We start from the raw sequence: 11,991 nt of genomic DNA on the forward strand, positions 1-11,991 counted from the left end.
ATTCGTCTCTGTCCCACCCTTGAGAATCCCGTCAATGCAAACTCCTTTGCCGACTCGGTGCCTGTCTGAGTTTTTAGGAACGTTTTTTCTGGTGGTGATCGGTTGTGGCGCGATCGCAGTCGATGTGCGTACCTTGGCTTTGACTCACGTTGGCGTCGCGATCGTTTGGGGGCTGATTGTGTTGACGATGATCTACGCGATCGGCAGCGTCAGCGGCGCGCATATGAACCCAGCCGTCACGATCGCGTTTGCCTGTTTCAGAAAGCTGCCGGTGAAAGACGTGATTGGTTACGTTCCCGCCCAATGCTTGGGGGCTTTGGCCGGCGCGCTTGCGATTCGGTCGGTGTTGGGCCTCGATGACGGGTTGCTCGGTGCGACGACAGTGAAGGCTGGACTATCGCCGCTGGCCGGAATGGCCGTTGAAGCGATGATGACGGCCATTTTGATGTTCGTCGTCATGGGCGTGTCGACTGGCGCCAAGGAAGAATCAATCACTGCCGGAATTGCCGTAGGGGCAACCATTGCGATGGAGGCCTTTGTTGCTGGCCCGCTGACCGCTGCGTCGATGAATCCGGCTCGAAGTATCGGGCCGGCGCTGGCGTCGGGGCACCTGACCGACTTGTGGGTCTATATTGTTGGACCGATCTTGGGCGCGATTGTCGGTGGGCTGCTGCGGATCGCAATCCACAAGAAATAGAGTCCCTTCCATGCTGATTCGTTCCATGTTCGTCATTGCCGAAGCCTCGCGACGCATGAAACCGAACCGCGCCGCCTTGCATCGCAGCGTCATCGCGACCAGCCTATTGTTTTTGAAAACCGGAGAATTGAAATGATGTTTCGAGTAAGCGCTTTCTTAATGGCCTGTCTGATCAGCCTCGCGTCTGTGACCGGGCAGGCTCCTGCGGCAGCGGAAACAGTTGCTGTGGATGCGGATTTAGTTGTGCCGGTTTGGCCAGCCCAGCCGCCAACTTGGGACGCTCCGACCGAGCCCGAACACGACACGTCGGGTGATAACGGCCGCGACGTTGCGGGTAAACGCGTGATTCGATTGGGGCATGTTTCGACGCCCCAGTTGCATGTCTACCGGCCCATCAAGAACGACACAGGCACCGTGGTCGTGGTTTGTCCCGGCGGCGGTTACTCGATTTTGGCCTGGGACTTGGAAGGCACCGAAATCGCAAAGTGGTTTCAGTCGATCGGCGTCACGGCAGCGGTGTTGAAGTACCGCGTTCCCACCGGTAGAAGCGAGGCACCGTGGTTGGCCCCCGTCCAAGACGTCCAGCGTTCGATCAGCTTGATTCGCGGCGGTAATATTGAAGGTGTTGAAGCAACGCAGATTGGCGTGATGGGTTTTTCGGCTGGCGGTAATGCGGCGGCTCGCGCGTCGCTGGCAACGCAGCGGTTTTACGAGCCGTTTGACGACGCGGACGAAGCGAAATGCACACCGGACTTTTCGATTCTGGTTTACCCAGCATGGCTGGTTAAAAAAGATGCGCCGAATGAACTGATCGACGAAGTGAAAGTCACGAGTGAATCACCAGCGATGTTTTTCGCACACGCATCGGACGATCGCGTCACTCCGATGAGTAGCGTGACGCTTTACAGCGAGCTGAAGAATAATGGTATCGACGGTTCGCTACACATCTTCGGCAGCGGTGGACACGGATTCGGCGGACGCATCGCTGGCCAGCCAACGGACGCATGGCGTGGTCTTTGCGAAACTTGGATGAAAAGCAAAGGTTGGCTCGCCCAGTGACAGATGCTCATCAAAATGAACCAGCGTCTGCGGCGAAAAAGCCATCGCCGTCGGCGCCGATCAAGCCAGACCAGGAATGGGCCAACGCGCTGACACACGGACTGGCCGCATTTGGCAGCGTGGTTTTGGGCTTCTTTTTGATACGTGAAGCGTCCACGGTCAGTGCCGGAATGATGATCGCGTGTCTGGCATATATCACGTCGGTGTTTGGGACGTTTTTCTGTTCAACGTTGTCGCACGTCATCTTTCGTCAACCGCTGCTCGACAAGCTGCGAGCTTGGGATCAAGCGATGATCTACACGATGATTTCGGGCACCTACACACCGATGGTGTTCATGTTCTGTCCCGACAGCATGCGAACCGGCTTGCTGATCGCGATCTGGGTCGCCGCCGCAGCGGGATTTTTGATGAAAGTCGCCGTTCGCCACCGAATCAACTCGATCGGAACTGTTTCGTACCTGTTGCTCGGTTGGCTTCCTGCACTTCCCCTGGTCGGTAACGTGCCAGGCGAATTGGTGGGGTGGATGGTCGCCGGCGGTGTTCTTTACACACTTGGCGTATTGTTCTTAATCAACGACTCTCGAATTCGCTATCTACACGCTGTTTGGCACCTGTTCGTGATGGCCGCCGCCGGGTGCCACTACTACGGGATTTGGAAGCAAGTGGTCGCGGCATAGTTCGATGTGACGAAATCTGTGCGCCGATCATTTCTTTAGCAAGTGCAGTGCGGCTGCGGTCATCGTCACCACCGCTGTTCGCATGGTTGGTTCGAAATCCGGATAGTAGTGCCCGCTGTGCAAGGAAGGCGGCGGCACTTCCAGTTCAGCAAATCGATCGAGTCGCGATTGAGTCACACTGCCAAGCTTGTACATCAAGATTGGGACGCCTTCGCGGCCGTACCGGCTAAAGTCTTCGCCGCCCATCGACGGTTCGCTCACCAGCACGTTCTGCTCGCCGATGGCGTCTTTGAAAACCTCTCGCAAACGACCGGCCAGTTCCGCGTTGTTTTCTAATGACGGTGTCCCTTGACTGAACAGCAGTTCCGGTGACGGTGCACCATAGCTTTCGGCAACGGCATTCGCTTTGCGGGTGATCGCTGCCAGCACTTGTTTTCGGACTTCGTCGCCATAAGTTCGTACCGTCAACTGCAAGTGGCACGAGTCACCGATGATGTTGTGTTTGGTGCCGCCAGCGATCGCCCCTACCGTGATCACGACCGGGGCGCTGGGTTTGATTTCGCGGCTCGCGATGGTCTGTAGTGACATTACCAAGTCGGCCGCTTGAACGATCGGATCGATGGTCGTTTCGGGCGCAGCCCCGTGGCCGCCGCGACCCTTGACGTCAATGTCGACGCTATCGACGTTTGCCTGAGTGAATCCGGCCAGCACGCCGACTTGACCTGCCGGCGTATCGCCCGACACATGCAAGGCAACAGCGAAGTCGGGTTTGGGAAAATTTGTAAAAAGCCCATCGTCGATCATCGCTCGGGCGCCTTCGCCTTTTTCTTCGGCCGGCTGCGCGATCACCATCAACGTTCCCGACCAGTCTTGCCGGTGAGTCGCCATGTACTTTGCGACGGCGATCATGTTGGTCATGTGAATGTCATGGCCACAAGCGTGCATCACACCTGCGGAGACGCCGCTCGGCAGCGAGACGTCCTTTGTCGACGCGTAGTCGAGCTGCGTCAATTCGGTTACCGGCAACGCGTCCATGTCGCAGCGAAGCATCAAAGTGGGCCCGTCGCCGTTCCGCAGAATCCCTACCACTCCCTTGATCCCAACCTGAGCCGTGACGTCGAACCCTTCGCGGCGCCAATGGTCGGCCATCAAGTCGGCAGTTGCCGATTCGTCCCAAGACAGTTCTGGGTTTTGGTGCAGGTTGCAGTAGATCCCAAACAAGTCTTGGCCCTGGGTGTCAAACCAATCCGAAATTGGCTTTGCAATCGGCGTCTGCGCCCATGCCGAATTCGAGACAGCGGCGACCGCTAGGGCAGCGGAAAAGAGGAGAGTTCGCATCAAGGGAGCTGGCTTCGCAAATGACGGGGGAAAAAGTCGCTGCTGGTGCTGCGAACCGTTCGTTGATTAAACCCATATTCAGCGTAGCGAACAACGGTTACCGAAACGCGGCGAACCTAAACCGTTCGCAAGCCGTCAGTCTCGCTTGATCCAAGGATTGTCAGTGACAGCATCAACTTCGGTGGTCAAGAACTTGACGATCGCTGGGATCACTTCGCTGACGTCGTTCACTAGCGACGGGCCGCTCAACGCCGTTCCGACCATTTTTCCTTCGAATTTGCTGACCGTGCCACCGCCGGCCCGCTTCTTGAGTCCTTCGACTCGTTTGATGATGCGGTTGGCTTCTCCCGCTTCGGGACTCTCTTTTCCAGCGACGACCATGATCGGTAACTGCATGATGGCCGGCGAATTAAGCCCCTGGTCAAGCGAAATTGATTTGATCTGCTTTTCCGGCGAGATCAACACGAGTGCTTTGACGTCTTGCCCTTGTTTCTTGCTGCCGATGCTGGGGAAGCTCCAATCTCGCGCTGCCCAGTGAGCCGCCATCACGCATCCTTCCCGGATCCCGATGACAACCATCGCATTGAGGTTCAGGTTTTCTTCGTCGTTCTCATCTTTTAAGAAACCCTTCGCGGTTTCGAGGTCTCGTAAAATGATGTTCTGGATGTCGAACTTGCCCATCTGCGGAACGTTAAACGATTGTGTTTTTCCAGCCGCCACGTATTCGGTGCTGCCGCCGTGCCCGCGATAGTCAGGGACTAGCACGGCACATCCCGCACCGCGAAGCTCCATTGCCAATTTATAGTACGGGCTCGCTGATCCTTCCCACTCGTGAACAACCATCACGGTGATCGCTTCTTTGCCCTTTGCTGATGGAAAATAGAACGCGCGCAGGTTGATGCCGTCTTTAGTCTTCAGCGTCACCGGCCGCGGTTTTAATTTGGCATCCGCTTTCGTTTTCGGCTTCGCCGCAGGTTGAGCTGACGCTACCACTGCGACCGCGATGGCCGCCAAGAAAACAAGTCCGCTAAAGATTCGGCGTGACTGGACTTGGGCATTTTCCGTTTTCAAAGTTGCCGCCATCGATCGCATTCAAGTGTCCTATTTTGAGTTTGCCCAGCAACGTATTCACATTCGCCGGCAAGAATCTTTTTCTAAGATCAGCAAACAAGGCATCAAACCTCGCCTTGCTGCCTAAAGTTTAGACTTCTTTTAGGTTAGATGGGGCACCATCACCGGTCAAACAGACGATACTTCAACAAGTCTGTCCACTCGGGTTCAGTTCGCTTCAACGGTTTACCGTCTTGCAGGATATCCGCAATGGGAATCGCCAGAATTCCGTCGTCCGAATGCTCGAGATGCGATTGCCCAGATCGCTCGCGACTGATCAATTTCCAATCTGGCTCACGATTTGGACTACAAGATTGACTCGCCAGAACCGAATCGTCGGGGCATGGAAACGCTAGCTAGCGTCGCGGCAGGTAAAAACCAGCCAAAAGATAGGGTGGAAGACGGGACTCGAACCCGCGACATTCGGTACCACAAACCGACGCTCTAACCAACTGAGCTACAACCACCGTGATTTGGTAAAGATTACGCACCGGTGTCGGTTCAGTCAACTCCTGGCCCGGCCCAGAAAGATCGAATCTTGCACCTGGTTGAGCCAAGGATTCGATTGGATCGATTGGGCCGAGAAAACCCGCAATAACGCTGCGATGGACGTGTTTTCGTCGCATCGCGTTAGCCAGGAATACGGCGTTTGCCGGCTTTAGACCGCCTCGCTGCCTTCAAGAATCTGCAATTCGGCACCGTCCAGGAAGCTGACCAGCGACTTGGCACGATATGGTTGTTGCAGTTTGCGAACGGCTTTGCTTTCGATTTGGCGAACTCGTTCGCGAGTGACCTGGAAAATCCGGCCGACTTCCTCGAGCGTGTACGTGTAGCCGTCAGCCAGTCCGTAACGGAGACGCAAGATTTCGCGTTCGCGATAATTCAGCGTTTCCATCGCTCGGTCGATCTGAGTCTTCAGAGCTTCGCGATTCGTTTCCATCAACGGATCGACGTCGCGGTGATCTTCTAAGAACTCGCCGAAGACGCTTTCTTCGTGATCGCCGATCGGTTGGTCAAGCGACAAAGGTTGGCGACTCATCTTCAAGATGATTCTTGTGTCGTCGATCGACAAACCACTGCGAGCACAGACTTCTTCGGGAGTTGGTTCGCGTCCGTTTTCTTGGACAAGTTCACGCGTGATTTGGCGAACCTTGTTCATCGTGTCGATCATATGAACAGGCACGCGGATCGTCCGGCTCTGGTCGGCGATGGCGCGAGTGATCGCTTGACGAATCCACCACGTTGCATACGTGCTGAACTTGTAACCGCGAGCGTGTTCGAATTTATCAACCGCACGCATCAGGCCGGTGTTGCCTTCTTGGATCAAGTCCAAGAACGACAAGCCGCGGTTACGATATTTCTTGGCGATTGAAACGACCAAACGCAAGTTTCCAGCCGATAAAACTCGCTTCGCGGCGTCATAGTCGTCGCGGTACGCGTCGCATCGTTTGATCCGGCGCGACAGTGTGGCAGGCGTTTCAAAGGTCAAACGCATCAGGTACGTCAGCTCGCTCTTCAGTTCGGCAGCCGTCTGCGTGCCCGGCACCGACATTGCCTGAGCATCACTCAGTTGTGTGCGAATTTCGGTCATGCGTTCGTTGGCACGGCGAAGCTTTTCAAACAACGGTTGCAGCTTGTTGGTTCGCAAGTTCATTTCTTCGATCAAACGAACCGCTTTGTTGCGACGAATGACCAGGTTCTTCCATGCGGCCCGACGCTGGCGAATGGGCATCTTACGATTGATCGCGGTCATGTAGTCGGCTCGGTTAAGCGACAATAAGTGCTGAATCGTGCGAACGTTAGGGATGATCCGCAACATGATCGCTTTCTTTTCTGGCGCGTTGGTCACACTGACTTCGATTGTGCGGTCCAATCGCAGCGTCTTGTCGCGAACCTGTTCCAGCAACTTCAACGCACCCTGCAGCATGAAGTCGGTCGCCATCATCGTTTGGCGATAGCGGACACGAGTCTTTTCGATTTGCTTCGCAGCCGAGACTTCTTGCTCGCGGGTCAGCAATGGAATCTGCCCCATCTGCATCAAATACATGCGGACAGGATCCTCGGTCGGGTCGGACATCATTTCGTCGCGACGGCGAGGAACGTCATCAGTCAGAGAGTCGTCGTCCAAGGAATCAGCCAATTCTTGGCCCATCACCCGATTCCGTCGGCTGACAGATTCGTCAGCGTCGAACGCGTCATCTTGCAGACTGCGGCTAATAAATTTTTTACCCACGAGCGGTTCCTCGGTCCCCAGGTCATAACGATCAGTTTGGTTCGAGAGAGACCAAGCAGGAGCGGTGCCATCGCTCCAAGAGAGTAGGGCATATATCATGGCAAGTCGTTTGGTGCAAAGAGGTTGCGTGAATAGTTACCGTAAACGCCGACCCCTCGTGCGTTGTGAATTGACCACACAATGATGTTGCTAAAAAACAACGTCTGTCGTGGTGGTGATTCACGACGATTGGCGACCCCGATGGCCGTCAATTCGTCTCAGTCCTGAAGATTAGGTTACGTTCGCGGCCTACACGGTCTGCGTCAAAGGATTTACACTGTTTCTGATAACGGCGGTCCGAGATGGTTCCCCATCGATCCCTAATTTCGCCAGATAAATCGCGAGAACCGATCGCATTCATGGACGCCGATAACCTGCCCGCTCTGCTTCGCGAGTGCCTGACACCATCGCTTTGCCAATCTGCCGAATCGGATTCGGTACTGAACCTGATTGCCCGATTCGTGCGATCCAGCGATTCTTCTGAATTGCTGTTGGCCCGATTTCAACAAGAACGGCCGCTTGCCGATGCTTTGGCGATGTTGTTTGCCAGCAGCCCGCGATTGGCCGAGCGATTGATCGCCGATCCGCAGACATTTGATCTGATCCAGGCAAGCCAATTGGGTTCGCCCGACGCAAAGCAACTCAACGCCGAGCTCGCTCGACTGCTTGCCGGCACTGATCAACCGACTCGCGCGGCCGTCGTGATTCGCAAGTTCTATTCGCGGCACGTGATGCGGATTGCCTACGGCGAATTCGTTCGCGGCGATTCGCCCGAATTGGTCGGCCGACAACTTGCACATTTGAGCGACGCGATTCTCGAAGGTGGCCTGCAATTCACGCTAAAGCGTTTGGCCGATCGCCGTGGCATGCCCGAACGGCCTGACGGAACGACGCCCGAAATCACCGTGATCGGGCTGGGGAATCTTGGCGGGTCTGAAATGAGCTACGCCGCACCCATGAAAGTCGTGTTCCTGTACGACTCGATCGACCACAAGAACGTTTGGCACAGCAAGTTTTACTCCGCCTTGGTGTCGGACATTGTCACGCTGCTTTGCGGAGACGCGAAACGCAACGACGGAGTTGACATTGATTTACGCGAAGGGCCGCGGCACGAAGTCGGTGTTCACATCTGTGGTTTTCGCGAAGCCGCGCGGATCTACGAAACCAGCGGCCGGACGAGCCAGCGATTGAAGTTCATCAAGGCCCGCGTCGTGGCCGGTTCCAAGTCGCTTGGTAAGGCGTTTCTCGATCGGATGGAACCGTGGATTTACCGCCAATTCATCAGCCGAGTTGAACGGGCCGAGATCCGGTCGCTTTGTCACAAGCTGGAACGTCGATTCGAATCTTCCGGCGATGTATCCCGCGACGACGATGACGTTGTTCGTTCACCCGGTGGACGAGCCGACATGGAATTAACGGTCCAGTTTTTACAGCTGCTTTATGGAGGACATGACCGATCGGTGCGCAGACTTGGCACGCTGGACGCTATCAATAGCCTGCACCGCGCGGGACACTTGGACGATGATGTACGGACTCGGCTTGCCGGGAATTATGCGAGGCTTTGTCGGCTGCAACATCAATTGGGAATCGCCTTTGATCGCGGTCTGACCAAACTGCCCGACGACATCACAGCTCGCCAGCGACTAGCGTTACAGCTTGGGATTCAGCGGTCGGATCAACCGGGTGTCGGTGACGTCAATCGTTTTCATCAAATGTTTGCCGATACGTTGGACAAAAATCGAGCGACGATGAACCAGTTGATGGTAAACGCGCTCGGTGAACGGTCCGACACGCCCGTCGAAACCGATTTGATGCTTGATCCCGATCCCGATCCGGCCCACGTCGAAGCAACTTTGATCCGGTACAACTTGAAGCATCCGCGTTCGGCGATGACGGATCTCGCATCGCTCAGCACTGAAACGGTACCGTTTCTATCGCCGCTGCGTTGTCGGCACGTGTTCGCGTCGATCGCTCCGGCGCTACTCGCCGAAGTCGCGATGACACCGAACCCGGATGCGGCACTGCATTCAATGGTCAAGGTGACCGATTCGCTAGGTGCGAAAGCAACGTTGTGGGAATTGTTGGGCGCAAGTCGTCCAACGATGAACCTGATGGTCCGGTTGTGTGCGACAACACCGTACCTGAGCGATATTTTGACCAACAATCCTGGCATGATTGACGAATTGGTCGATTCGTTGGTCATCAACCGATTGCCGTCGGCTGAGCGTGTTGACGCTCACTCGATTGAACTATGCCGTGGTGCCGCTGATATCGACGACATCCTTAGTAGCTTCAAGTCAGGCGTTCACTTGATGATTGGCGTCCGAGACATGCTCGGCAAAGAAACGCTCGAAGCGACGCACCAGTCGATCGCGGATTGCGCCGAGGCTTGTGTGCGGCGAGTGATCCAGCACGAGCAAGAAGTCGTGGCAGATCAGTTTGGCGATCCTACCGACGAAAACGGCAATCCGTCCGAAATGATCGCACTCGCTTTGGGCAAGTTTGGCGGACGCGAACCCAATTACCATAGCGACTTGGATGCCGTATTCCTGTATTCATCCACCGGCGAAACTCGGCGGCGAGTCGGTGGCCACCGGCTGACTACCACGAATCACCGGTTCTTCAATCAAGTGGCTCGCCAAGTCCTCGCAAGAATCAATCAACCGCACAAAAACGGGCGTCTGTACGAACTGGATTCTCGATTTTGTCCCTTCGCCGACAGCGGTCCGATCGCAATGTCGGTTTACGATTTCTTACAGCTTTTCCAATCCGACGAAACGCCCGTGTGGATGCGACTGGCGCTTTGCAAGGCTCGTGTGATTTCGGGATCGCGTTTGATTCGCAAGGGAGTTGATGCCGCAGTTGCCGATACGATCGCAGCTACGGTCTGGGACAAGTCGATGGCTGGACAAATTCGTCAGTTGCGAATCGAACAAGAAAAAACCGCTGAACCAGAGAACCTAAAACGTGGTTGCGGCGGGACGATGGACGTCGAGTACATCGCTCAGATGTTGACGTTGAAGCACGCCCATGCCACGCCACAGATCATTCGCCAAGGCACTACTGCATCGTTAGAAGCACTGGCCGGCTTAGGGTTGTTGGATCATAGTGACGCAGAGGCTTTAGCGAGCGGTTATCGAACGCTGCGTCGGATCGAAGCGAGTTTGCGTCTGATGTTGGCTCCGGCTCGGCATTCAATGCCAGAGAGCATCGACCTGCTAAAGAATCTTGCGTTCTTGATGGGCGAGTCCGATCCTGCGGTCATTCAAGAGCGATGCGACGCGGCGAAGAAGAGTAATCGCGAAATCTTTGATCGAATCTTCGCAGCGGATACCTAATCGTTGTCCGTGTTGCGAATCGATTGTAACGAACCTCAAGCGAATCACCGGAAATCATAGAAATCAATCATGGCCATGACACTGTTTCGATCGATCGCGTTTTTCATTTTGCTTTCGACTGTCGCCTGTGCGGCGGATCGACCTAACATCGTTTTAGTGTTCATCGATGACATGGGATGGGGCGACTTTTCATGCTTTGGCAACACCGAAGCTGAAACGCCCAACATTGATCGGATGGCGGAACAGGGAATTCGGTTTCACCAGTTCTATGTCAACTCACCGATCTGTTCGCCATCACGGGTGGCGATCTCGACTGGCCGGTACCCATATCGCTATCGCATCAGTTCGTTCCTGAACAATCGAAAAAACAACAAAGAACGTGGCATGGCCCAGTGGCTTGATCCCCGGGCACCGATGCTGGCCAGATCATTGCAGGACGCGGGTTACGCGACCGCTCACTGTGGCAAATGGCATATGGGCGGCCAGCGTGATGTAGATAACGCGCCGCCGATCACCGATTATGGATTTGATGTTTCGCTAACCAATTTCGAAGGCATGGGAGCAAAGTTGCTGCCGTTGACCGAAGTGCCGACCGCCGATGGCGGCATTAAGAAAGGGCGAATCTGGGACAAAGCCGTTAACCTTGGCGAGCCGGTTGAGTGGCGACTTCGCAGCGAAATTACTGGCGGCTTTGCCGACAAAGCGATCGAGTTCATCGATGAATCTGCAAAAAAGGATCAGCCGTTCTATGTCAACGTTTGGCCCGACGATGTTCACGGCCCGTACTTCCCGACGATCGAGAACTGGTCGGGTACGCCGCACGGTTTGTTCTTGGCGGTCCTGCGAGAAATGGACACGCAGCTTGAACGATTGTTTCGGCGGATCGCCGACGATCCGAAGTTGCGAAACGAGACGCTGATCCTGATTTGTTCGGACAACGGACCCGATAAAAATGGTGGATCGGCTGGACCGTTTTCCGGATCCAAAGCGACTCTGTTCGAAGGTGGAATTCGTTCCCCGCTGATTGCTTGGGGGCCAGGCCTAATTGCCAAAGACCAGGTCGGAACGGTCAACAAATCATCGGTGTTTGCCGCGATGGATTTGGTTCCATCCCTGCTTACCATCGCCGGTGTCGAGCCGCCCAAAGACGCTGAGTTCGACGGCGAAGATTTGTCCGAGACGATCCTCGCGAAATCGAAACAGTCGCGTTCGCAGCCTATCTTCTTTCGACGTCCACCCGATCGAAAAGAGTTTCAAGCCTACAAAGACTTACCTGACTTAGCCGTTCGCGCAGGTCAGTGGAAATTGATGTGCGACTTTGACGGCAAGCGAGTTCGGCTGCATGATTTGAACATCGATCCGTCGGAATCGAATAACGTTGCGGAACAGAATCCCGACGTGACGGCACGATTGCTGAATTCCACGTTGCAGTGGAACGCGACAATGCCGATGGACGCGGGCGATCCCGCTTATCAAAATTCGGCGGCATTGAAGTAGACA

9 protein-coding genes and 1 tRNA gene are annotated in these 11,991 nt (G+C 55.2%); 6 read left to right on the forward strand and 4 right to left on the reverse strand.

Annotated features, from left to right (window positions below):
• Window positions 1-34 precede the first annotated feature (34 nt).
• Genes Poly59_RS20520 through trhA form a run of 4 tightly spaced genes read left to right on the forward strand, consistent with a single transcriptional unit; the run spans window position 35 to window position 2,433 of the window.
• A complete protein-coding gene (locus tag Poly59_RS20520; protein WP_146535934.1) occupies window positions 35-697 on the forward strand; it encodes an MIP/aquaporin family protein in 663 nt (220 codons plus the stop codon).
• Window positions 698-707: 10 nt separating this feature from the next.
• Window positions 708-833 (forward strand): hypothetical protein, encoded by a 126-nt coding sequence (locus Poly59_RS30445; RefSeq protein WP_261343512.1) that lies wholly within the window; start codon window positions 708-710, stop codon window positions 831-833.
• Complete coding sequence (locus Poly59_RS20525) at window positions 833-1,756, forward strand: alpha/beta hydrolase (RefSeq protein ID WP_222436144.1); 924 nt, start codon at window positions 833-835, stop codon at window positions 1,754-1,756. The genes Poly59_RS30445 and Poly59_RS20525 overlap by 1 nt, the downstream gene beginning before the upstream one ends.
• Window positions 1,753-2,433, forward strand: coding sequence for a PAQR family membrane homeostasis protein TrhA (gene trhA / locus Poly59_RS20530; protein ID WP_186776412.1), 681 nt, complete (start codon window positions 1,753-1,755; stop codon window positions 2,431-2,433). Before Poly59_RS20525 ends, trhA begins: the two co-directional genes overlap by 4 nt.
• A gap of 27 nt (window positions 2,434-2,460) precedes the next feature.
• On the opposite strand, the gene Poly59_RS20535 is transcribed toward trhA, so the two are convergent.
• The 4 genes from Poly59_RS20535 to Poly59_RS20550 all read right to left on the reverse strand — a co-directional run bounded on the left by Poly59_RS20535 (window position 2,461) and on the right by Poly59_RS20550 (window position 7,213).
• Window positions 2,461-3,771 carry a M20 metallopeptidase family protein gene (locus tag Poly59_RS20535; protein WP_146535937.1) on the reverse strand — a complete coding sequence of 437 codons (1,311 nt, stop codon included), beginning with the start codon at window positions 3,769-3,771 and terminating at the stop codon, window positions 2,461-2,463.
• A gap of 135 nt (window positions 3,772-3,906) precedes the next feature.
• The gene (locus Poly59_RS20540; RefSeq protein WP_246151800.1) at window positions 3,907-4,863 is read right to left on the reverse strand and encodes an alpha/beta hydrolase; all 957 of its coding nucleotides are present in this window, start codon (window positions 4,861-4,863) and stop codon (window positions 3,907-3,909) included.
• A 410-nt stretch (window positions 4,864-5,273) separates the two neighbouring features.
• Window positions 5,274-5,349, reverse strand: a tRNA-His gene (locus Poly59_RS20545).
• 190 nt (window positions 5,350-5,539) lie between these two features.
• A complete protein-coding gene (locus Poly59_RS20550) occupies window positions 5,540-7,213 on the reverse strand; it encodes an RNA polymerase sigma factor RpoD/SigA (RefSeq protein WP_146535939.1) in 1,674 nt (557 codons plus the stop codon).
• 299 nt (window positions 7,214-7,512) lie between these two features.
• Between Poly59_RS20550 and Poly59_RS20555 the strand changes: the two genes are divergently transcribed.
• Both Poly59_RS20555 and Poly59_RS20560 read left to right on the forward strand, forming a co-directional pair.
• Window positions 7,513-10,491 carry a [protein-PII] uridylyltransferase family protein gene (locus Poly59_RS20555; RefSeq protein WP_186776413.1) on the forward strand — a complete coding sequence of 993 codons (2,979 nt, stop codon included), beginning with the start codon at window positions 7,513-7,515 and terminating at the stop codon, window positions 10,489-10,491.
• Window positions 10,492-10,560: 69 nt separating this feature from the next.
• Window positions 10,561-11,988, forward strand: a complete 1,428-nt coding sequence (locus Poly59_RS20560) for a sulfatase-like hydrolase/transferase (protein WP_146535941.1) — start codon at window positions 10,561-10,563, stop codon at window positions 11,986-11,988.
• Window positions 11,989-11,991: the final 3 nt, after the last annotated feature.

This window comes from Rubripirellula reticaptiva (assembly GCF_007860175.1).
Lineage (GTDB): Bacteria > Planctomycetota > Planctomycetia > Pirellulales > Pirellulaceae > Rubripirellula > Rubripirellula reticaptiva.